The organism is uncultured Maribacter sp., assembly GCF_947500985.1.
Taxonomy (GTDB): domain Bacteria; phylum Bacteroidota; class Bacteroidia; order Flavobacteriales; family Flavobacteriaceae; genus Maribacter.
Window position 1 is genome coordinate 49,527 of record NZ_CANMTX010000006.1, and the last position, 22,334, is coordinate 71,860.

General features: G+C 33.6%; 19 protein-coding genes. 11 read left to right on the forward strand and 8 right to left on the reverse strand.

Annotated elements, in window-relative coordinates; translation table 11 throughout:
* Positions 1 to 90: 90 nt before the first annotated feature.
* The 7 genes from Q0871_RS13885 to Q0871_RS13915 all read left to right on the forward strand — a co-directional run bounded on the left by Q0871_RS13885 (position 91) and on the right by Q0871_RS13915 (position 8,067).
* The gene (locus Q0871_RS13885; protein ID WP_299324911.1) at positions 91 to 1,554 is read left to right on the forward strand and encodes a circularly permuted type 2 ATP-grasp protein; all 1,464 of its coding nucleotides are present in this window, start codon (positions 91 to 93) and stop codon (positions 1,552 to 1,554) included.
* 10 nt (positions 1,555 to 1,564) lie between these two features.
* On the forward strand, positions 1,565 to 2,512 hold the full coding sequence (locus tag Q0871_RS13890) for an alpha-E domain-containing protein (RefSeq protein ID WP_299324912.1): 948 nt from the start codon (positions 1,565 to 1,567) through the stop codon (positions 2,510 to 2,512).
* A 30-nt stretch (positions 2,513 to 2,542) separates the two neighbouring features.
* Positions 2,543 to 3,397, forward strand: coding sequence for a transglutaminase family protein (locus Q0871_RS13895; protein ID WP_299324913.1), 855 nt, complete (start codon positions 2,543 to 2,545; stop codon positions 3,395 to 3,397).
* Positions 3,398 to 3,459: 62 nt separating this feature from the next.
* Positions 3,460 to 4,561 (forward strand): peptide chain release factor 2 gene (gene prfB, locus Q0871_RS13900; protein WP_299324915.1). Its coding sequence is split into 2 segments (ribosomal slippage): positions 3,460 to 3,525 and positions 3,527 to 4,561, totalling 1,101 coding nucleotides; the frame shifts between segments, so codons are not numbered across the junction.
* Positions 4,562 to 4,623: 62 nt separating this feature from the next.
* Positions 4,624 to 4,968 (forward strand): arsenate reductase (glutaredoxin), encoded by a 345-nt coding sequence (gene arsC / locus Q0871_RS13905; protein ID WP_299324916.1) that lies wholly within the window; start codon positions 4,624 to 4,626, stop codon positions 4,966 to 4,968.
* Between the two features lie 87 nt (positions 4,969 to 5,055).
* The gene (locus Q0871_RS13910) at positions 5,056 to 5,571 is read left to right on the forward strand and encodes a hypothetical protein (protein WP_299324917.1); all 516 of its coding nucleotides are present in this window, start codon (positions 5,056 to 5,058) and stop codon (positions 5,569 to 5,571) included.
* Positions 5,572 to 8,067: a TonB-dependent receptor gene (locus Q0871_RS13915; RefSeq protein ID WP_299324918.1), complete on the forward strand. Its 2,496-nt coding sequence runs from the start codon at positions 5,572 to 5,574 to the stop codon at positions 8,065 to 8,067.
* Positions 8,068 to 8,129: 62 nt separating this feature from the next.
* Here Q0871_RS13915 and Q0871_RS13920 read toward each other — a convergent pair whose 3' ends face one another.
* Positions 8,130 to 8,303, reverse strand: a complete 174-nt coding sequence (locus Q0871_RS13920) for a hypothetical protein (RefSeq protein ID WP_091609002.1) — start codon at positions 8,301 to 8,303, stop codon at positions 8,130 to 8,132.
* A gap of 170 nt (positions 8,304 to 8,473) precedes the next feature.
* Here Q0871_RS13920 and fumC point away from each other — a divergent pair, with 170 nt between their 5' ends.
* A complete protein-coding gene (fumC, locus tag Q0871_RS13925; RefSeq protein ID WP_299324931.1) occupies positions 8,474 to 9,874 on the forward strand; it encodes a class II fumarate hydratase in 1,401 nt (466 codons plus the stop codon).
* 69 nt (positions 9,875 to 9,943) lie between these two features.
* Here fumC and Q0871_RS13930 read toward each other — a convergent pair whose 3' ends face one another.
* On the reverse strand, positions 9,944 to 10,831 hold the full coding sequence (locus Q0871_RS13930) for a hypothetical protein (RefSeq protein WP_299324933.1): 888 nt from the start codon (positions 10,829 to 10,831) through the stop codon (positions 9,944 to 9,946).
* A 153-nt stretch (positions 10,832 to 10,984) separates the two neighbouring features.
* Between Q0871_RS13930 and Q0871_RS13935 the strand changes: the two genes are divergently transcribed.
* Together Q0871_RS13935 and Q0871_RS13940 are read left to right on the forward strand one after the other, a co-directional pair.
* A complete protein-coding gene (locus Q0871_RS13935) occupies positions 10,985 to 11,443 on the forward strand; it encodes a GNAT family N-acetyltransferase (RefSeq protein WP_299324935.1) in 459 nt (152 codons plus the stop codon).
* A 10-nt stretch (positions 11,444 to 11,453) separates the two neighbouring features.
* A complete protein-coding gene (locus tag Q0871_RS13940) occupies positions 11,454 to 12,275 on the forward strand; it encodes an MBL fold metallo-hydrolase (RefSeq protein WP_299324936.1) in 822 nt (273 codons plus the stop codon).
* A gap of 131 nt (positions 12,276 to 12,406) precedes the next feature.
* Here the strand turns inward: Q0871_RS13940 and ettA are convergent, their stop codons facing one another.
* The 3 genes from ettA to Q0871_RS13955 all read right to left on the reverse strand — a co-directional run bounded on the left by ettA (position 12,407) and on the right by Q0871_RS13955 (position 15,388).
* Complete coding sequence (gene ettA, locus Q0871_RS13945; RefSeq protein ID WP_299324939.1) at positions 12,407 to 14,098, reverse strand: energy-dependent translational throttle protein EttA; 1,692 nt, start codon at positions 14,096 to 14,098, stop codon at positions 12,407 to 12,409.
* Positions 14,099 to 14,163: 65 nt separating this feature from the next.
* Positions 14,164 to 14,340, reverse strand: coding sequence for a CAL67264 family membrane protein (locus Q0871_RS13950; protein WP_299324942.1), 177 nt, complete (start codon positions 14,338 to 14,340; stop codon positions 14,164 to 14,166).
* A 76-nt stretch (positions 14,341 to 14,416) separates the two neighbouring features.
* Complete coding sequence (locus Q0871_RS13955; RefSeq protein ID WP_299324944.1) at positions 14,417 to 15,388, reverse strand: Gfo/Idh/MocA family oxidoreductase; 972 nt, start codon at positions 15,386 to 15,388, stop codon at positions 14,417 to 14,419.
* Between the two features lie 72 nt (positions 15,389 to 15,460).
* Here Q0871_RS13955 and Q0871_RS13960 point away from each other — a divergent pair, with 72 nt between their 5' ends.
* Entirely contained in the window at positions 15,461 to 17,089 is a 1,629-nt protein-coding gene (locus tag Q0871_RS13960; RefSeq protein WP_299325215.1) for an acyl-CoA carboxylase subunit beta, read from the forward strand.
* Between the two features lie 14 nt (positions 17,090 to 17,103).
* Here the strand turns inward: Q0871_RS13960 and Q0871_RS13965 are convergent, their stop codons facing one another.
* From Q0871_RS13965 to Q0871_RS13975, 3 genes are all read right to left on the reverse strand, one after another.
* On the reverse strand, positions 17,104 to 18,240 hold the full coding sequence (locus tag Q0871_RS13965; protein WP_299324946.1) for a carboxypeptidase-like regulatory domain-containing protein: 1,137 nt from the start codon (positions 18,238 to 18,240) through the stop codon (positions 17,104 to 17,106).
* Positions 18,241 to 19,980 (reverse strand): TonB-dependent receptor plug domain-containing protein, encoded by a 1,740-nt coding sequence (locus Q0871_RS13970; protein ID WP_299324948.1) that lies wholly within the window; start codon positions 19,978 to 19,980, stop codon positions 18,241 to 18,243.
* A 76-nt stretch (positions 19,981 to 20,056) separates the two neighbouring features.
* A complete protein-coding gene (locus Q0871_RS13975; RefSeq protein ID WP_299324949.1) occupies positions 20,057 to 22,246 on the reverse strand; it encodes a TonB-dependent receptor plug domain-containing protein in 2,190 nt (729 codons plus the stop codon).
* Positions 22,247 to 22,334: the final 88 nt, after the last annotated feature.

The window sequence follows — 22,334 nt, forward strand, 5'->3', positions numbered from 1 at the left end:
TTACAGAATAAAGAAAAAAACTATCGATTATTATAAAAATGTCATTTGTTTATTGTGTTTTATCATGTACCTTTTACAAAAACAATATCTATGGCCAACATTGAAAATCAAATATTCTCTTCTTATCAAAGAAACCCAGATTTGTATGATGAAATATATGATAAACAAGGAAAAGTAAAAGAAATCTACCAAAAGCTTTTCGAAATTTATGGAGAACATACGATAAGTGATTATGTCAATTTAAATTCTAAGGCAAAATCTTCTTTTTTTAATCAAGGAATTACATTTCAAGTTTATGGCGATAACGATGTACAAGAGAAAATATTCCCCTTTGATTTATTTCCTCGTATAATTGATCATAAAGAATGGGATATTATAGAGCGTGGATCCATACAAAGAAGTAAGGCCTTAAATTTGTTTTTATGGGATATCTATCATGATAAAAAAATACTAAAAGATAAAATTGTTCCATTAGAATTAATTACTTCATCTGCTAACTACTTAGATCAGATGAACGGCATAAATCCTCCAGGTGGTATTTATAATCATATTTCTGGTATTGATATAATTAAACATAATGATGGCAAATATTATGTATTAGAAGATAATATTAGATGCCCATCTGGTGTTAGTTATGTAATATGTAACCGTACAGCCCTTAAAAAAGCTCTTTTTGGAGTTTTTAATCACTACCAAACCCATTCAGTTACTAATTACGCAGAAAATCTATTAGACCTTCTTGAATCAGTAAAACCAAAAGGTGTAGATGTACCAAATGTTGTTGTAATTACACCTGGCATGTACAACTCTGCATTTTATGAGCATTCGTACTTAGCAAAAACAATGGGTGTTGAATTAGTAGAAGGTCGTGATTTATTTGTAGAGAACGATTTTGTTTATATGAAAACCATAAAAGGACCTGAGAAGGTTGATGTCATCTACAGACGAATAGATGACCAATTTATTGACCCTTTAGAATTTAGACCAGATTCAGCTCTTGGTGTACCAGGATTGTTTGCTGCTTATAAAAAAGGAAACGTCACCTTAGCAAATGCCCCAGGAACTGGTGTCGCCGATGACAAAGCTGTGTATACGTACATGCCACAAATTATTAAATATTACTTAGACGAAGAACCAATACTTAATAATGTTCACACCTATCATTGCAGTAGACCAGATGAGTTGAAATATGTACTAGAACATATTCATGAACTAGTTATAAAGCCAGTTGATGAGGCAGGTGGTTACGGTATATCTATAGGTAATAAATTAACAAAAGCAGAGATTGAAAAAGTAAAAGTAGAAATAAAGGAGAACCCTAGAAAGTATGTGGCACAGCCAATTATGTCATTAAGCGTTCACCCTACTTACATAGATGAAACTGAATCTTTTGAACAACGCCATGTAGATTTACGAACATATACCGTTATGGGTAAGGACAAAGAATTTGTTTTAAAAGGAGGATTAACTAGAGTAGCATTAAAAAGAGGAAATTTAATAGTAAATTCTTCTCAAGGTGGTGGTTCAAAAGATACATGGGTATTAAAAAAATAATTAAATAAATATGCTAGCAAGAGTAGCCAATAATTTATTCTGGATGGGACGTTATATTGAACGTTCAGAACATGTAGCACGTTATTTAAACGTGAACTATTTTTCATCATTAGACGCGCCTAATATAAAATCACAAGATAGACAGTTTGTTTTAAGATCAATGCTGTTCATGCTCGGCGACCCCGAGGAAGATGAAAGTAAATTTTTGAAAGAACAAGATGTGTTATACAGTATCGGTTTAGACCCTAATAATCCTTTTTCGATTATAAGCACAGTAAAACTAGCTAGGGAAAATGCAAATAGTGCTCGAGATTTAATATCTACAGAGCTATACGAGGCAATTAATAAATTTTATCATTTTGTACTTAATTACCCAAAAGAAGTTTTTGTAAAGAATGGGCTTCATGACTTTACAAGTAATATAGCAGAAATGACAGCAATATTACGTGGTAAAATAAGAGGGACGTTATTGCATGATTCTGTCTATGCAATTATTATGATGGGCGTAAATATTGAGCGGGCTACGCAAATTACCCGAATGATAAATTCTAAATACAACGATGCTCTTTTATCTCAAGGAAGTCATGGTGATAAATTCAGTAAAAGTTTTGAATGGACAACACTCTTAAAATGTGCAGAATCATATGATATGATGCGTAGATTTTATAAAAAAACACCTACTAGTATAACTACCCTAGAATTTTTGATTTTAAATCCTAATTGCCCTCGGTCAGTTATGAATTCATTAAATCAAGTAAACGAGCATGTAAGAATGCTTAACCCTGAAAAACGATATAACAATGATTCAACCGCATTCTTAATTGGCAGGGTCAGAGCAGAATATGAGTTTAAATATGTTGAAGAAATAGAAAAGGATATTAAATCATTTATTGAAGATATTTTAGATAGCCTAGTCCAAATAAGCAACAAAGTTGATGAAGAGTTTTTTAGCTATTAAGACCATTTATTAGGGGTATCTTTGATTACTATGCCAAACCAATATAAAATAACTTATAGTACAGAAAATACGTATGAGAATTGGGTAAATAATGCCTATTGGCAATTTCTGATCATTCCTATGGAAAATAATACCCAGCATCATATCGATGTTGAATTTTCTAATTCATTATTTGCTGTAAATGACTTTTCAATAAACGGATATGGTTTTAAAACTATACGTGTTCATCCTAAGAAAAAATTCAAAAAAATAAATTTTGAAGCACAGTTTAGTTTTATAAAAGACCATATAGATCCCTTTAATTTTCCTTTAGACATAAATGATTCTTTGGCATATAAAGAAATCAAAGAGTTAACCTTTAAAATTAATTTCGAAGCATTTTTAAGAAGTACAGTACTAACCAAGTTACCAAACGACTTAGACTCGATATTTCATTTTAATTTATCGAATACGATTTTCGAAAATCTACAAGAGTTAAACAAATGGACGTTTAACAATTTTCAATTCAAAGCTGGTGTTACTAAAGTTGATTCAAAATTGACTGACATAATATCAACCAAGCAAGGGGTTTGCCAAGATTTTACACATTTATTCTGTGCTATAGCAAGACAGAATGGTATACCAACAAGATATGTGTCTGGATACTTGAATCAAGCACATGGCCTTTTAGGTGATTCTCAAATGCATGCTTGGGCAGAGTGTTATATTCCACAGATTGGATGGAAAGGTTTTGACCCCACTAATAATGTTTTGGCAAACACAAACCATATTAAAGTTTGTCATGGTAAAGACTATAACGATTGTTCGCCTTTAAGAGGAATAATTTATTCTCATGGAAAAAACAAAACTACACATACTGTAAAGGTTCACAGTCAAGAACAGTAATTCCAAAAAATCGTTGTTTACAATCAACAAAAGAGTATTATTTTTACCCAAAATAAAATTTTATGAACGTAAGTATAGACCACTATAAAGGTCTTATAGATCGCCTTGGTGCGTTAAGGAGGTATCTTTGACATTGATGCCAAATTAATAGAAATAGAGAACGAGCAAGAAAAAACATTAGCACCTGATTTTTGGGATAATCCTCAAGAAGCGCAGGCACATATGAAGTTTATCCAATCTAAAAAACAATGGGTAGACGATTATAATGCGGCAGAGGTTTTGATTGCAGATTTAGAAGTACTCATTGAATTTCAACAAGAAGGAGAAGTTACAGAAGCTGAGGTTGAAAGCCAATATCAAAAGGCTTTGAACACCTTAGAGAAGATGGAATTCAAGAATATGCTTTCTGAAGAAGGTGATGAATTACCAGCAGTACTTCAAATTACCGCAGGAGCAGGTGGTACTGAAAGTTGCGATTGGGCTGCTATGCTTATGCGCATGTACATGATGTGGGCAGAAAAGAACGGTTATAAGATTAAAGAACTTAACTATCAGGAAGGTGATGTTGCCGGCATTAAAACGGTTACATTAGAAATTGATGGCGAGTATGCCTTCGGATGGTTAAAAGGTGAAAACGGCGTACATAGATTAGTACGAATATCTCCGTTCGATAGTAATGCCAAAAGACACACATCTTTTGCATCGGTATACGTTTACCCTCTGGTAGATGATAGTATAGAAGTAGATGTGAATCCTGCTGACATAACTATTACCACCGCTAGATCTAGTGGCGCTGGTGGACAGAATGTGAACAAGGTAGAAACCAAGGTGCAATTAACCCACCACCCTACAGGTATTCAAATTTCTTGTTCAGATAGTAGAAGTCAACACGACAATAGGGCTACGGCAATGAAAATGCTAAAATCGCAATTGTATGAGATAGAACTGCGTAAGAAAATGGAAGCACGACAAGAAATTGAGTCTTCTAAAATGAAAATTGAATGGGGCTCACAAATTAGAAACTATGTCATGCATCCTTACAAATTAGTAAAAGATGTAAGAACAGGTGAAGAAACAGGAAATGTAGATAACGTAATGAACGGCGATATTGATCAGTTTCTTAAAGCTTTTCTAATGATGATGGGTCAGAGAGATGAAGAATAACATTAAATATCCCAATTCATTTATTTAATGAATTGGGATTTCTAGTATTAAAATTAAATAGAATGATTAAAATATACCATAATTCTAGATGTAGTAAATCTAGAGAAGGACTTAAATTACTTGAAGATTCTGGCAAGACTTTTGAAGTAGTAAAGTATTTGGAAGATATACCAACAAAAGAAGAACTAAGAAATGTAATCAGTTGTTTAGAAATTAAACCTATAAATCTGGTTCGAAAATCTGAAGCAATCTGGAAAGAGAAGTTTAAAAACTTACCCTTATCTGACGAAGAATTAATAGACGCCATGATTACATATCCTAAATTAATAGAACGACCAATTGTAATAAATGGCAATAGGGCCGTTATTGGCAGACCGGCATCGAACATAGATTCTTTAATTAATTAGAATTCACTATAATTGCTTAGAGAATTTTCTTAACAAACAATTAACCATTTTCAGTTAAACCATAGTATAACTTTATAATCTAATTATATGAAAAAAGTAATAAAATGTAGCAATATAAAAGTATTAGTGTTGCTATTAATTCTATTAGGAAGTTCTGAAATTTGCGCACAATACGGTTATGGAAATAACGGTTATGGATCACGTGGCGGCTACGGTTATGGTAATCAAAGAAGTTCAATACCTCAAGCCCAAACACCTGCCGAACCACCAAAACCTAAAACTGCCGAAGAACTGGTTGATGATGAAATGCCAAGAATTTCTGAAGCGATTGCACTAAATGAGTTTGAACAGGCTGTATTAAGCTCTGTTTTAAAGAAATATGTACAAGAGCGTATAGAAGCCCAAATATTAAAGCTTCCGCCAGAAAAAATGGCTGAAGTATATGAGAATATTACTAAAAGGCAAGATGAAGAATTAAAAGCTGGCTTGCCATTAGAAAAGTATGAAGCTTTTGTTGCACTACAAAAAGATGGTGTTTCAAAAACTATCAAGAAGAATAAAAAGAAGAAAAAAGACAAACGAAAGAAAACTAAAACTAACTAAATGAAACAACTTTTCCCTTTACTCCTACTCCTAGTACTATCATTCAATTACACATATAGTCAAAGACCGGGAGGAGACCGGGAAAGAGGTCCAATTATTATTACAGGTAAGGTTATAGACAAAGATGACAACTTACCTCTAGAATATGCTACACTAGTACTACAAAGTGTAAATAACCCAGATCAAATTACTGGTGGCATAACAGATATAGATGGAAACTTCAAGGTAGAAACTACGCCTGGTAAGTATAATATATCCATCGAATATATTTCATACAAAACATATAAACTACCTAACCAAACACTAACTGCCTCTAAAGATTTAGGCACTATTAAACTTGCTTTAGACGTTGCTCAACTAGAAGCTGTTGAGGTCGTGGGCGAAAAAACCACCGTAGAGGTTCGCTTAGATAAAAAGATATACAATATTGGTAAGGATTTAACCAATAGTGGCGCTACTATTACAGACGCCTTAAATAATGTACCTTCTGTTGATGTTGATGTTGAAGGAGCAATTAGCTTACGAGGAAATGAAAATGTTAGAATATTAATCAACGGTAAACCATCTGCACTTGCTGGTTTTGGCTCTACCGATGCCTTAACACAATTACCTGCAGATGCTATTGAAAAGGTTGAGGTCATTACGAGTCCGTCTGCACGATATGACGCTGAAGGTACCGCTGGTATTTTAAATATCGTTCTTAAAAAAGAGAAAACACTTGGTTTTAATGGTTCAGTAAATACTACCATAGGCTACCCAGTAAATAGCGGTATTTCTGTAAATGCAAATTTACGTACAGATAAGTTCAATTTATTTAACACTACCGGCTACAACTACAGAGATGCACCGGGTAATGCTTTTTATGACAACACATATTCTTCTGGCACATATGATAGAATAATTGAAGACAGAGAGTATAATAGACTTCGCAAAAGTTTCAATACAAATTTAGGTTTAGAGTATTTCTTAACCGAATCGTCTTCTCTTACTGGTAGCGTATTTTATAGAACATCTGATAGTGAAGATGAAACTGGTAATACTAACCAAAGGTTTATCAATAATGCTTTAAATAGTGAAACATTTAGAACTGAAGATGAAAATGAAGATGACGAAAACTATCAATTCTCATTAAATTATGTAAATGACCTTGACGAAGACGGTCAAAAATTAACGGTAGATCTTCAGTACTCTAAAGGTAACGAGGATAAATTTTCTATCATTCAAGAAAATAATACATTACCGAACGATGATTTAATAGTATTAGAAAATGTTTACGAAAAAGAAACTGATAATGAATATTTAGTACAGGCAGATTACGTACTTCCTATGGGCGATGCGCAGTTTGAGGTTGGTTACAGAGGCACTTTTGAAGAAACAGGAACCGATTACCGTTTAGACTCTTTAAATCAAGTAACAGGACAGTTTGATATCAATGAAGATCTTACCAATTTATTCACCTATACTGAAAATGTAAATGCACTATATACCCAATATGGAAATAAATTTGGAAAATTCTCTTTTTTATTAGGACTTCGATTAGAGAACACGCAATTAAAGGGTGAACTGACTTCTCTTTATGACACTAGCGAATTAGAGGATCAATTAGGTGTTGATGTAGAAGCCAATTTCGACAAAAACTATTTAGGTCTTTTCCCTACTGTGAACTTCATTTATGAACTGGCAGAAAATGAAAACATTTCTTTAGGCTACAACAGAAGAATAAACAGACCTAGAGGTAGATTTGTTAATCCTTTTCCTTCTAGATCTAGTAGAACTAATATTTTTCAAGGTAATCCTGATTTGAATCCAGCATTTTCAAATGCTTTTGATGTGGGTTATTTAAAAAGATGGGATAAGATAACTTTAACTTCCTCTATTTATTACCAAAGGGAAACAGACTCGTTTGAGAGAGTTCAAGAAGAAACCGGACAAACAACCACTGATGGTATAGAAATCATCAGATCAATTCCTATAAACCTATCTACTAACGACAGAATAGGGGTAGAAGCAGGTGTGTTATATAGTGCTGCTAAATGGTTGCGTTTAAATTCTAGTTTTAATTTCTTCCAATTCTCTACAGAAGGTGACTTTAACGGTGTTGATTATGGTACAACCAATACTAGTTGGTTCGCAAGATTTAGCTCTAAAGTTTCATTACCTGCAAAGGTAGATTGGCAAACGAATGCTTTTTACAGAGGTCCATCTTCTACAGCACAAACAGAAAATGGAGGAATATTCTCATTAAACTTAGCATTCAGTAAAGATATTTTGAATGATAACGGCACGCTATCTCTAAATGTAAGTGATTTATTAAATTCTAGAAAAAGAAGCTCTTATACAGAAACAGAGTTCTTTACATCTGATAGTGAGTTTCAATGGAGAAGACGACAAATAACAATGGGCTTTGTATATCGTTTTAACCAACCTAAAGAAAGAAATAGAAAAGGTAGAGGTGATGGTAATAACGAAGATAACGGAGAAGAAATTGAAGGATAGATAACAGGTACAATAAGACATAAAAAAGGAGCCAATAGGCTCCTTTTTTTATACTTTATTATTTATGCTTCTCTTGCGGCTTTCTTCTTGTCTCGTCTTTCTTTCAATAACTCTATAATGTTACCTCCTAACCAGTAAGGAACAACAAATAATAACAAAAACATCATTAGCCAAAAACCAATGGTTAATATGGTTAAAAAAGCTAAAAATCCTAAATATTGGTCAAAATCAAACATATCTTATTACTTATATATTGCAAAGATACCATAAACGAATTATTTTTTGCAAACGTTCTGCAAAATTAATTTCAATAATCTCAACAATGTTGGTACAATTAAAATAAATGTAAACCTTATTTTTGAAGTTATAAAATAAGTTAACTTAAGATTCATTAAAATATACTATTATGAAATTTAGAATCGAGAAAGATACTATGGGTAATGTCGAAGTTCCCAAAGACAAATATTGGGGAGCGCAAACAGAACGTTCTCGTAACAATTTTAAAATAGGTCCAGTAGCCTCAATGCCATTAGACATTGTTTATGGTTTCGCCTATTTGAAGAAATCAGCAGCTTATGCTAACTGTGAGCTTGGTGTTTTAGCAGCGGAGAAAAGAGATTTAATTGCGCAGGTTTGCGAAGAGATTTTAGAAGGTAAGCTTGATGACCAATTTCCATTAGTAATATGGCAAACAGGTTCTGGCACACAAAGCAACATGAACGTTAATGAAGTTGTTGCAAACAGAGCTCATGAAATTGCAGGTAAGGTAATCGGTGAAGGCGAAAAAACGATTCAGCCAAATGATGATGTAAATAAATCGCAATCATCAAATGACACCTTTCCAACAGGTATGCATATTGCAGCTTACAAAAAAATTGTAGAAGTGACGATACCTGGAGTTACTCAATTAAGAGATACATTACATAAAAAGTCTATCGAATTTAAAAATGTAGTTAAGATAGGTCGTACCCATTTAATGGATGCCACTCCCCTAACCTTAGGTCAAGAATTTTCTGGCTACGTTTCGCAATTAGATCACGGTCTAAAAGCTTTGAACAATACGCTTGCTCATTTAAGTGAATTAGCACTTGGCGGAACTGCAGTAGGTACCGGATTGAATACTCCAGAAGGATATGATGTTTTAGTAGCAAAGTATATTGCAGAATTTACAGGCTTACCTTTTATTACTGCAGAAAATAAGTTTGAAGCACTTGCTGCACATGATGCAATAGTTGAAAGTCACGGTGCATTAAAGCAATTAGCTGTTTCTTTAAATAAGATAGCCAATGATATTAGAATGATGGCATCAGGACCACGTTCAGGTATCGGTGAAATCATTATTCCTGCAAATGAACCAGGTAGTTCTATTATGCCAGGAAAAGTGAATCCTACGCAATGTGAGGCGCTTACCATGGTATGTGCTCAAGTTATGGGTAATGATGTCGCTATAAGCGTTGGTGGTACACAGGGTCATTATGAATTAAATGTATTTAAACCAATGATGGCTGCCAACATTTTACAATCGGCACAGTTAATTGGTGATGCTTGTGCTAGTTTTGAAGAGCACTGTGCTGCTGGCATTGAACCAAACCATGAAGTTATAAAGCAATTATTGAACAACTCACTGATGTTGGTTACCGCTTTAAATACTAAAATAGGGTATTACAAAGCTGCAGAAATAGCAAACACTGCACATAAAAATGGTACAACCTTAAAAGTAGAAGCAATCAATTTAGGTTATGTTTCTGCAGAAGATTATGACGAATGGGTAAAACCAGAAAATATGGTCGGTAGTTTAAAAGACTAAAACCAAACTAATAGAAATAAAAAATGGCGACCCAATTGGTCGCCATTTTTTATATGTAATAAGGTAGTCTTACTTCAACATGAATTTAGAAGTACCCAATAATTTTAATTGATCGTCATAAACGTTCACCATGTAGTTACCATCTTTAAAATCACCAGAAGGCTTACTAATATAATCACATACATCTAAAGACTTGTTCTCAAAGTAAAAACCAGTTTGCTTACTATAAGTAATAGAAGCTCCGTTATCGTTAGTCATAGAATTACTACCACCAAGAACATTACCTTGAGGATCTAAAACCTCTATAAAAAATTCTCTATCTCCAGCTTGTGCAATTACGTTATCAGCAACAGTAAAGCAGATTTTAAACTTGTCAGTTGCTTTAGCTCTTTGTGTAGAAACTAATTTACCACTGTTACGTTCTTTTACTGCATCAACATTGAATTTAGATAAGTTCAACGCAGAACCTTTCTCAACAACTTGTGCCAAGTTTGTGTTTTGCACTACTAAAGAATCATTAAAAACAGTTTGCTTTTCTAATTCAACATACGTACTATCACGTTGCATAGAAATCATAGAGTTAGAACGAGTCAACGAATCAACTTGCTTCAATAATTGTTGTCTTTCAGCTTTAAGAACACCAACTTGTCTTCTGTACCTAGATAAAGATCCAATATCAGCTTTCATTGTTTTTACAGAGTCAATATACTTTGCAATATTATCTCTTGCACTTACCAACTCTTCGTTAGTTGCATTGCTTTCTAAAATAGCCTTATCATATTCAGATTTTAAGCTATTTAAATCTTCTACTACCAATTCTTTCTCTTTCGAAAGAACAACTTCGGTCTTCTTTTTATCTTGGTAAAGACTTACTGTGTAAATGATAGTTCCTAAAAGCACAACACCTAAAAGAGCGGTCAAAACTTTTAAGCCATTGTTGTTTTTTGTTTCAGTCATAATTGTAAATTTAATAAAGTGTCTGTTTGTTCAGTTTATATACGTGGTAATTCAAATTTTAGATTTTTTAATGTTAAAATAATTTCTAAACCTTGGCAAGGACCATATAATATGATATAACTTAGATGACATCTATAACATTAACTAGAAATCATGCTTAGCATAGTACCTTACGAGGCTAAATATACTCAAAAGTTTAAAGACTTGAATATCGCTTGGATTACTGAGTATTTCAAGGTTGAAGCGAAAGATAAGAAGTTATTAGAACATAGTCAATCTACTATTATTGATAAAGGCGGATATATCTTCATAGGATTATGGAATAATGAACCTGTAGGATGCTTTGCTTTAATAAAAAAGACCCATAACCGTTTTGAATTAGGTAAGATGGCGGTTGACAAAACTCATCAAGGATTACAGATAGGGCAAAAAATGTTAGCCCATGCTATTAATTTTTCTAAAAATAAAAACTGGGAAACACTTGAATTATACTCTAGCACTAAATTAGACACTGCGCTGCATATATATAAGAAATTCGGATTTATAAATGTTCCTCTAGAAGATAATTTAGAGTACCTTCGATCCGATATTAAAATGGAACTAACACTTTAAACATAACATAATGAGAATAAAAGAATTGCTTGTTTTACTATTCGTTGTAACAATGGCTTTTTCATGCAAAGAGGTGAAAAAATCTGATACCGTAATTGACACTTCTGAAGAATTGGAAGAAAATAAGTCAGTAACTGATATCATCAAAGAGCGCAAAGCTGATGAAATTGAGATAATACCTATAGAACATGCAACTGCAGTAATCGAATGGAACGATGTTGTTATATACATTGACCCTACCGGAGGAGCTACCGCTTTTGAAGGTCAAAAAAATCCGACTTTAATACTGATTACAGATATACACGGTGATCATTTAAATGCGGAAACGCTAGATGCTTTAGATACTTCAAATACCACATTTGTAGTACCACAAGCCGTTGCCGATGAATTACCCGAAAAATATGCATCGCAATTAGAAATTATGGAAAACGGTACTAGCAAAAAATTAGCCGAAATTACGATTGAAGCTATACCTATGTATAACCTAAGAAAAGAAGCGCTTAAATTTCACACAAAAGGTCGTGGCAATGGTTATGTTTTAAATATCGATAATGAGCGAATCTATTTTTCTGGTGATACTGAAGATATTCCTGAAATGCGTTCTTTAAAAAATATTGACAAAGCTTTTGTAACTATGAATTTACCATATACCATGACGGTTGAAAGCGCTGCTTCTGCAGTATTAGACTTTAAACCGAAACAAGTATACCCATATCATTACAGAGGTAAACCAGATGTTAGCGATGTTGCAAAATTTAAACAACTTGTAGATGCCGGAAATCAAGATATTGAGGTAGTACAATTAGATTGGTACCCTAATGACGAATATTAATGTTAGCTGTTAGCTGTTAGCTGTTAGCTGTTAGCTGTTAGCTGTTAGCTGTTAGCTGTTAGCTGTTAGCTGTTAGCTGAAAATAAAAAAGCCCGCAATTGCGGGCTTTTTCTATATAAATACTTTATTAATTATCTAATTAATTTTTTATACTTGATTCGTTTCGGCATTAAATCTCCGCCTAGTCGTTTCTTCTTATTCTCTTCATAATCAGAGAAAGAACCTTCAAAGAAGTATACCTGAGAATCACCCTCAAAAGCTAAAATATGTGTACAAATACGATCTAAGAACCATCTATCATGCGATATTACTACTGCACAACCTGCAAAGTTCTCTAAACCTTCTTCTAAGGCACGTAATGTATTTACATCTAAATCATTGGTAGGCTCATCTAATAGAAGAACGTTTCCTTCTTCTTTTAATGTCATTGCTAGGTGTAAACGGTTACGCTCACCACCAGATAACATATTTACCTTTTTATTTTGCTCACTACCCGTAAAATTAAATCTACTTAGATAGGCTCTAGAATTCACCTGCTTACCGCCCATCATTACCATCTCTTGCTCATCACTGAAATTCTGCCAGATGGTTTTTTCAGGATCTATATTAGAGTGACTTTGATCCACATAAGCGATTTTAGCAGTTTCACCGGTTTCAAATTCTCCTTTATCGGGAGTCTCTTCACCCATGATCATTCTAAAAATAGTGGTCTTACCAGCACCATTCGGACCAATAATACCAACAATACCAGCTTGTGGTAATTTAAAGTTCAAATCTTCGTAAAGTAATTTATCATCAAAAGCTTTACTTACGCCCTTTGCCTCAATTACATTAGTACCCAAACGAGGTCCGTTCGGAATATAGATTTCTAGTTTTTCATCAAGTTGCTTTTGATCTTGACTCATTAACTTATCATAATTATTAAGACGAGCTTTCTGTTTTGTCTGTCTTCCTTTTGCACCTTGACGTACCCATTCAAGCTCTCGCTCTAACGTTTTCTGTCTTTTAGAAGCCGTTTTACTCTCTTGAGCCATTCGTTTAGATTTCTGATCTAACCAAGAAGAATAGTTTCCTTTCCAAGGAATACCTTCTCCCCTGTCCAATTCAAGAATCCAACCGGCAACATTATCTAAGAAATATCTATCGTGGGTTACGGCAATTACAGTTCCTTTATATTGCGCTAAATGATGCTCTAACCAATGTACAGATTCTGCATCTAAGTGGTTGGTAGGTTCATCTAATAATAAAATTTCTGGTTCTTGAAGTAATAGTCTACACAATGCAACCCTTCTTCTTTCACCACCAGACAATACTGAAATTTTCTTGTCAGGATCTGGCGTACGCAACGCATCCATCGCAATTTCTAACTTGGTATCTAATTCCCAAGCATTTGCAGCATCAATTTTATCTTGTAACACAGCTTGTTGATCCATCAACTTCTGCATTTTATCAGGATTCTCATAAACCTCTGGAAGACCAAACATGTCGTTTATCTTATTGTACTCGTCAAGAATAGCTACAGTCTCCGCTACACCTTCCTTTACAATCTCTAAAACGGTTTTGTTTTCATCTAGTTCAGGTTCTTGCTCTAAATACCCAACATTATACCCTGGTGAAAAAACAACATCTCCTTGAAAGTTTTTATCAACACCCGCAATGATTTTAAGTAAAGTAGATTTACCAGAACCGTTTAAACCTAAGATACCGATCTTGGCACCGTAGAAAAAACTTAGGTATATGTTCTTTAAAACTGGGGTATTCGCATTTTTATAGGTTTTCGTAACTCCTGACATGGAGAAGATTACCTTCTTATCGTCTGACATAAAATTATAGTGTTTATTGAAAATTAAAGCCGATCAGAAGAATTCACTGCCGGTTCTAAAACATATTATACTCTACCTTTTAAAGCATTAAACACCCAAGCAATAGCAAAAAAGCCAATACCTACAGATGCAAAACCCCAACCAGCAACATCATCATAGCGAAAAGCACCTAATGCAATTAGGGCAAGACCTACAAATATCATAATAATAGTAGCCCAAGAGAGCACAGTATTCTTATTCATTTTCGATTCAATTAAAATTTAAGCGAACGTCAAATATCGTAAATTTTAAGACATTTATCCAGTATAAACCTTGCTATTATTCAAAAGGAAACACAATTCCCGTCAATTTACGAACAGAATCCATTATCTCAATTAAATCTAAACTATTTTGATGGCTCCATATTTCGCTCTCTTTCTTACCCAAATTCAAACAATTTTGTACCTCCTTAATTTCATGAACATAGCCTTTTCCCAACTTACCAACTTCATTAGAAGTTGATTCACCATCTTTTTCTATAGTATACCCTGTAGTTTCATGCCATCTTGGATGTATAAATATAGAACCCTTATTTCCTGCTATTTCAGCTTTCTTTTCAGAATCAGAATTGAGTCCGCTATATAGAATTGTCTGAGCATTATCATAATTAAAAATCATACTACACTGTATCTCTACACCTGTTTTATAAAAATTGGCAGAGGCCTTTATATCCTTTGGCATACCTAACATTAAATAAGCTAAAAATATGGGATAGATTCCAATATCCAACAAAGAACCACCTGCAAGATCCGGATTCAATAATCTTCCTTTTTCATCCCTATCCAGGCCATAAAAAGCAAAATCTGCATGTAAATAAGCTACTTCACCTATAGCTCCATTATCAACTAATTCTTTAACCTTTTTAATAGTGGGGTTAAAACGTGTCCATAATGCTTCCATCAGAAAAACATTATTTTCTTTGGCTACAGTAACCATTTGCTCTACTTCGCTTTTATTGACACCCATTGGCTTTTCACAAAGTACAGCATTACCTGCTTTCATTGCAGCAATACTTAAATCTGCATGAGAAGTGTGTGGTGTAGCTAAATAAATAACATCTACGGTATTACTATTAAACAACTCTTCATAACTGCCATATGCATTTGGCGCACCATATTCACCTGCAAAATCTTGTGCTTTCTCTAAGCTTCTTGAAGCTACAGAAACTAATTTACCGCCATTTACCAAGGCTAAATCTTTTGAAAAACTATGAGCAATGTTTCCTGCCCCTACAATACCCCACTTAATCATACTTTTTGTTTTTGTTGCATGAACACCAAAATTAACTCCTTATCTTTATCAAAAGAAAAGAAATTATACAGAATGGATTTAAAATTCAATCAAAACGAAGATAGGAATAAGTTGTTATTATCAGACCTTAGAAGAAAGCTTAATGAGGTTTATTTAGGCGGAGGAAAGGCCAAAATAGCCAAGCAGCACGACCAAGGTAAAATGACAGCTAGAGAACGTGTTGATTATCTTTTAGACCCAAAATCCGAACAAATAGAAGTTGGTGCTTTTGTAGGTGACGGCATGTACAAAGAGCATGGTGGATGCCCTTCTGGCGGCGTCGTTATTAAAATTGGATATGTACAAGGCAAGCAATGTATCGTTGTTGCCAATGATGCAACAGTAAAAGCCGGAGCATGGTTTCCTATTACCGCAAAGAAGAATTTAAGAGCACAAGAAATAGCTATTGAGAACAAACTTCCAATCATTTACTTAGTAGATAGCGCGGGAGTTTACTTGCCGTTACAAGATGAGATTTTTCCTGATAAAGAACATTTTGGTCGCATATTTAGAAACAATGCCATCATGAGCAGTATGGGTATTACCCAAATATCTGCGGTTATGGGCAGTTGTGTTGCCGGTGGTGCTTACTTACCTATAATGAGCGATGAAGCGCTTATTGTAGATAAAACCGCTAGTATATTTTTAGCTGGTAGCTACTTAGTAAAAGCTGCTATTGGTGAAAGTATCGATAATGAAACGTTAGGCGGAGCAACCACTCATTGTGAAATTAGCGGAGTAACGGATTATAAAGCGAAGGATGATGCAGCTGCTTTAGATACCATAAAGAATATTATGGATAAAATTGGTGATTTCCCTAAAGCAGGATACAACCGTAAGAAAAGTTTGAAGCCAAAAGAAAATCCGGATGATATTTACGGAATACTACCGAGTTCTAGAGCTGAGCAATACGATATGATGGAAATCATTAAGCGATTGGTAGATGAATCTGATTTTGAAGAATATAAAGCTGGCTACGGTCAAACCATTCTTACTGGTTATGCACGTATAGATGGATGGGCGGTTGGTATCGTTGCCAACCAAAGAAAAGTTGTGAAAACTGCAAAAGGTGAAATGCAATTTGGCGGAGTAATTTATTCTGACTCTGCAGATAAGGCAACCCGTTTTATAGCGAATTGTAACCAGAAAAAAATTCCTTTGGTTTTCTTGCAAGATGTTACCGGATTTATGGTAGGTAGTAAAAGTGAACATGGTGGTATCATTAAAGATGGTGCAAAAATGGTAAATGCGGTTAGTAACTCCGTAGTACCAAAATTCACTATTATTATAGGTAATAGTTACGGTGCTGGAAATTATGCCATGTGCGGTAAAGCCTATGACCCAAGATTAATCGTTGCTTGGCCAAGTGCTGAACTTGCCGTAATGGGTGGTAACTCTGCTGCAAAGGTATTATTACAGATTGAAAAGGCATCTTTAAAAAAGAAGGGTGAAACCATTACCAAAGAAAAAGAGAAGGAACTTTATGATAAGATCAAGCAACGATATGACGATCAAGTATCTCCATATTACGCAGCCTCTAGATTATGGACAGATGCCATTATAGACCCAAAAGACACCCGTAAATGGATATCAATGGGTATAGAGGCTGCCGACCATGCACCTATTGAAAAGCCTTTTAATATGGGGGTTTTGCAGGTATAAGCATAAAAAAGAAATTATTCTAATTGCAATATCGCATTGGCAAACTGCTGTTTACCTATTTCTACTAATACTTTTTTATACCTACTTTTTGAAAAAATAAGTATGTCGTTCTTTATTGCATGAATGGTATACCTTCCAGAATGATCAGAAGAAGTGACTTCTTTGGTTCTTTTATTATATACAGCAACATTAGAAATCATTTTACCTCCTGAAATGGTAAAGCCTGAAACCGTTCTTTTTTTTAACTTAGCCTTTTCTATTTTAGTTTCATACTTTCTTGCCTTTTCTTGGCTTACCAAATAAGTGGTTTCAACGTAAAATGCCATATTCACATCTGAAACTTTTTCCCATTTCCCTTGACTAGCATATCTACGAAAAGAACCAGAATTACCATCAGATGCTGCTAAAGCCAACGCAAAAGGCTCATTACCAAAACGTTTTACCAATTCTAAGGAAACATAAAAATCATTTTCAATATAAATTTCGTAGGGTTCTAAATCAATTTTTACCAATAATTCATTTCTAAGAAGCGTGTGAAGTATATTTTTAGTAGATGTGTTCAAGTTCTTGCCAGGTTCATCTCGATTATAGTTAACGTCATAAATATTAGCGCGAAGCAGTAAACTATCTGAGTTATTATTCAAAACCTCAAATTCTATCGATTTTAATTTTCTTGATACTTTATTGGCAACAATTCGGGTAGCGAGTTCCCCACCCAACGCATCATCATCTTTCCAATAACCTAAATATCCATTTCCATTACTACGATATCCTATCGATTCTACAATTGGCACTAATTCCTTGTCTGATACCACCACTTCATTCAAAATAATATTAGCAGGCGGCATTTCTATTGTTGAATTTTTATTCCATACAAACTTTGCATTCGCAACGCTTATTTCAATTGTTTGATAACCCAAAGACGAGATTTGGATAATATCAGTACTTAGTATTTTAGTATCATTCAAATACAAATAGAATAAACCTTGTTCATCAGAAACTGTTCCCATTCCTTTACCAACCACACCAATATTTACAAAGGGTAAAGGCTGTTTTGTGGTTTTATCTACTATTAGACCTTTATGGGTATCCTGACCAAGGGCGGAGCAAATAAATAAAATAAAAAAAAAGAATTGAAAGAATATTCTCATTTAGTTGGATACAATACTGCTCGCATTAGAAACCGTGAACAACTGTTGGTTTACATTTCTTATATTCAATTTAAATACCTTAACCTCTTTACGTTGAGAAGCACTACCGTAATTATGGTAAATAGTAGCTTTTAAGTAGGACGGTGTTAAGCTTTTATTACCAAGATACTTAGCATTTATTTGCCAAGTTCCACGTAATGAATCATCAATAAGATATTCTTCTGTTGAAAATCCTGATATTTTTTCATTCTTTATTCGGTTAGCATCAGCAAATAGAGAATGTTCACTTTTAAAATAGTTACCCTCTGGATTAACAAATTCAAGCTCAAATTCAGCTTCACTATCGTTCCATTCAAAAACCAAGCGAGTACCATCGAACTCATCATCTAAAACAATATTTTTTAATTCTTTGTTAGATAAAAGTTCTTTCCCTTTTAAGGCAATTAAGTTATTGAGTTCGCGCTCCATAATAATACCTAAGTCCTCCTCGGCTCTTAAGAAACCTTGCTCTAACAAATAACCATATCGCGCGTAAATACTAGCTGCTTTTTGGAATTCATTGATTTCTATATAACTTTCTGCCATATTTAAATAAGACTGTGCATAGTTAGCTCTCAAAGTAAAAACCTCTTTGTATATTTCATTAGCTTTTTCTAATCTACCTTCTGCTTGATAGATATAAGCCAAAGACTTTAACGCTAACGGATTTTCATTAAATAACCCCCTATTATCTTGAATAATTTCATCTGCAAAATCACTATTTTTCCAACGTTGAGAAAAATAATCATAAGCATCTAAAACATAATTATAAGAGCTGCCATACATCTTTACTTGATCCTTATATAATTCAATAGCCTCACTTTCGGTAGTACTACTTAACAATATATTTAAATAAGTAGGCTTATCTAACTTAAGATCAGAACTGCTTAAAGCAGAATTATCATATTTATTATTTCTAAGCTTAGCTTGATCGTACGGTTTATCTGAACCTGGTTCTGGAAAATAGTTTGCACCTTTTGTATTAATAACTACAACACCACCATTGGCAGCCCCGCCGTACTTAGTTACTGCTCCTAAACCACTTATGACAGCAATTCGTTCAATATTCTCTACTGCAATAAAATCAGGATAATCTTGCATAATTAAACCATCTACATCATAAATTACAGGAAAAAAACCAACGGAAGACCCCCTTAAATAGATTGCAGAAACATTCGGATAGACACCTTCTACTCGAATGCCCGGCACCCTATAACGTATAGCACTTGCTAAATCTATAGAAACAACGTTCAATTCTTTACCATCTATTATTCTTACTGCAAAACTGGTTATATCCTTATCAAGGATACCAAATGCAGTATTAATTAAGTTTTTATTTGTAGCATACTCCCCTCTTAATTGTTCTTGGCTTTTTATGACCGTTTTCTCAACGGTAACCTCATCTAACATATTAACTTCAGGATTTAATTCAATATTTAAAATACGGGTTACATCTTCCACCAAAATTTCCACAGTACTCATACTAGGGTAGCTAAATGTTAAAGATTGCCCAGGTAATGCTTTAACCTGATATGTACCATTTACATCAGATTTTACCGTTTCATTAGTTTCTACAACTTTGACGACTGCATTGACCAATGGAGTTTCTAGATAGGTTATTTTACCTGTTATACTGTTTTTCTTTTCTTGAGCGGAAGAAAATGTACATGCTAAAACAAAAAGAACGATAATTTTTTTCATAAGAGTCCGGATTTATTTTCAATAATATTTTAAGAAAAATACTACAAACAATATGCCAAAAATGTTATTTACACTATCAGATTTTTAACGAAACAACTTTTTTATTATCATTTTCATTGGTAAGATGTAAAATAATTTTCTCTTCTGATTGTGATGGATATCCAAAATTGGTATATACGGTACATAAAAGAACAAGAGGCATAGTACTTTCCTGATCAAGATTACCAATGTACGTGGCATTTATAATCCACTCTCCCTTTATATCTTCATAAAGTTCAAATTCTTCCATAGCAAAACCAAGCTCTACTTCATCTTGTATTCTTTTGGCATCTGCAGAGGTAGTATGCTCCCAATTAAAAAAACGATTTTGAGGATTTACAAATTGAATTTGAAATTCAGATTTTGGGTTACTCCATTCCACTAAAAGCCTCACGTTCATTTTAGAATTGGAAAAATATTTTTCTTTTACTTTGGTAACATCTAACTGTGATCTATCTCTAAAAATTAAATTCTTCAACTCACGTTCTATTGACTTTTGAATCGGTTGAACATTTAAATTTCCATAGGCTCCGCCATTCTCTAAATTAATGAGCATATCAAGTGCTTCTTGCTTTTCACTTTTTGCAAGTTTTAATTTAGCTTCAGTAAAAAATGGTTGCAGTGCTAAAGGCTTTAGCTCGTTCAATTGGCGATTTAATAAAACTGACACCTCATCAAAACCTAAATATCGCATTGCTAATTCCGTAATTCTTAAATAAGCTTCATTCTTTGGGTCCTTCTCCCAAAAATTGGAAATAATCTTTGCCGCTATATCTTTATCAGTATCCTTAAAAAAAGAAAAAGCGTCTAAATAAAATGAATCGTCGGTTTCATTGAAGTTTCGAAGTATTAAATATTGATCATACGCATTTTCTAAATTAGTCACATTACTTAACGCCTTTAAAATTGGAGATTTTTCAGTAGTTAAGTTTACGTTAGGGTCATAAATATTGTTGGTTGCCAATGCGGAATTAGAGCTTCCATTATTTCGTTTTCCCGCTGATTTTGTTGTAATTAAAATTACACCATTAATGCCTAGAGACCCATATCTATTGGTAGCCGACAAACCTTTTAACACAGTTATATCTGCTACGTTCTCTGGGTTAATAAAAGATGCATCTGCTCTGAATCCGTTAGAAGAATTTGATTGTTGAATTGGCATACCATCTACCACTACCAAACCATACTTGTTACCCAATAGTGTATTATTATTTCTTCCTGTAAATTGAGTCAGATCTTGGTCAGGACCAACATTAACATTTGAAAACCTACCTTGAATCGATTGATTTAAATCTGTTTGGATTGGTGTAATTTCTTCATCTCCCATAGATTGAACCGCGTAACCGATACTCTCACTATTTTGTAGACCAGTAGCTATATTTATAATATTTTCAGAAAATGTATCTAAACGTCTTTCTGATACAACAACTTCATCTAGAGTCATTACATTAGAATCTAAAAAAACATCTACATTCGAATTAAAATAGCCTATGGGAACTGTCTTCATAGTTCTATCAACTCTGCTGGTAATTAATATAGAATCACCAGGTACGCCAACAATAGTAAACTGTCCATTTTTATTTGTACGAAAAACCTCTGTAGCACCTTTGACCCTTAATTCAATATCACCTGACGGTATATTATCTATGTAAACTGTACCATTTACATCTTTGGCAGAAGAAGTACTCTGTATGCTATCTTTGTTAATATTGGTTGGTAAAATAGCCGCTAAATCCATCAACCTGCCTTTACCGATTAGAGCCGAGCTCTCTAAAAATTTCTTATTTCTATTAGCAACCGTATTAATAATTATATTCCCTTTTTTTATTGGTAGAATTGACCCTGGATCAAGTGTATTGCCATCAGTAAAATAATAAACGGTTTCATTAGATATTCTATTCTTAAGACCAGCATAAATAGTTGCTCCATCTGCTTTAATATTAGAAAGTTGTTCTTTTAACTCTAACCAATCGCCATTGGTAATAACAATTTTTTGCTCTGTTACGTTAATATTAAAGACTAATAATTGTACGGTTAAGTTGGGGGTACGCTGAAAAATTTTATCTAGAATTTCAAATTCTTTTTCTAAATCTCGTTCAATCATCGAAAAAGAGGAATCCCAACAAATAGTAATATTATTTGAATTGTTCTGCGACCAACTTCTTATATTGATTAATATGAAAAATAGAAAAAATAGAAATTTAGAAGGTTTTAAATTTAAAATCATGATTAAATCTTATTTACAAAATATCGTTGTACATTCTAAAGATATAAATAACAGTTAATTAACAAACACCTTCCAAAATAAAAAATAA

Excerpts from the sequence above, each read along its gene's own strand:
- Q0871_RS13885 (WP_299324911.1), top strand. The coding sequence starts at position 91 with ATGGCCAACATTGAAAATCAAATATTCTCTTCTTATCAAAGAAACCCA.
- Q0871_RS13890 (WP_299324912.1), top strand. The coding sequence starts at position 1,565 with ATGCTAGCAAGAGTAGCCAATAATTTATTCTGGATGGGACGTTATATT.
- Q0871_RS13895 (WP_299324913.1), top strand. The coding sequence starts at position 2,543 with ATGCCAAACCAATATAAAATAACTTATAGTACAGAAAATACGTATGAG.
- arsC (WP_299324916.1), top strand. The coding sequence starts at position 4,624 with ATGATTAAAATATACCATAATTCTAGATGTAGTAAATCTAGAGAAGGA.
- Q0871_RS13910 (WP_299324917.1), top strand. The coding sequence starts at position 5,056 with ATGAAAAAAGTAATAAAATGTAGCAATATAAAAGTATTAGTGTTGCTA.
- Q0871_RS13915 (WP_299324918.1), top strand. The coding sequence starts at position 5,572 with ATGAAACAACTTTTCCCTTTACTCCTACTCCTAGTACTATCATTCAAT.
- Q0871_RS13920 (WP_091609002.1), bottom strand. The coding sequence starts at position 8,303 with ATGTTTGATTTTGACCAATATTTAGGATTTTTAGCTTTTTTAACCATA.
- fumC (WP_299324931.1), top strand. The coding sequence starts at position 8,474 with ATGAAATTTAGAATCGAGAAAGATACTATGGGTAATGTCGAAGTTCCC.
- Q0871_RS13930 (WP_299324933.1), bottom strand. The coding sequence starts at position 10,831 with ATGACTGAAACAAAAAACAACAATGGCTTAAAAGTTTTGACCGCTCTT.
- Q0871_RS13935 (WP_299324935.1), top strand. The coding sequence starts at position 10,985 with ATGCTTAGCATAGTACCTTACGAGGCTAAATATACTCAAAAGTTTAAA.
- Q0871_RS13940 (WP_299324936.1), top strand. The coding sequence starts at position 11,454 with ATGAGAATAAAAGAATTGCTTGTTTTACTATTCGTTGTAACAATGGCT.
- ettA (WP_299324939.1), bottom strand. The coding sequence starts at position 14,098 with ATGTCAGACGATAAGAAGGTAATCTTCTCCATGTCAGGAGTTACGAAA.
- Q0871_RS13950 (WP_299324942.1), bottom strand. The coding sequence starts at position 14,340 with ATGAATAAGAATACTGTGCTCTCTTGGGCTACTATTATTATGATATTT.
- Q0871_RS13955 (WP_299324944.1), bottom strand. The coding sequence starts at position 15,388 with ATGATTAAGTGGGGTATTGTAGGGGCAGGAAACATTGCTCATAGTTTT.
- Q0871_RS13960 (WP_299325215.1), top strand. The coding sequence starts at position 15,461 with ATGGATTTAAAATTCAATCAAAACGAAGATAGGAATAAGTTGTTATTA.
- Q0871_RS13965 (WP_299324946.1), bottom strand. The coding sequence starts at position 18,240 with ATGAGAATATTCTTTCAATTCTTTTTTTTTATTTTATTTATTTGCTCC.
- Q0871_RS13970 (WP_299324948.1), bottom strand. The coding sequence starts at position 19,980 with ATGAAAAAAATTATCGTTCTTTTTGTTTTAGCATGTACATTTTCTTCC.
- Q0871_RS13975 (WP_299324949.1), bottom strand. The coding sequence starts at position 22,246 with ATGATTTTAAATTTAAAACCTTCTAAATTTCTATTTTTTCTATTTTTC.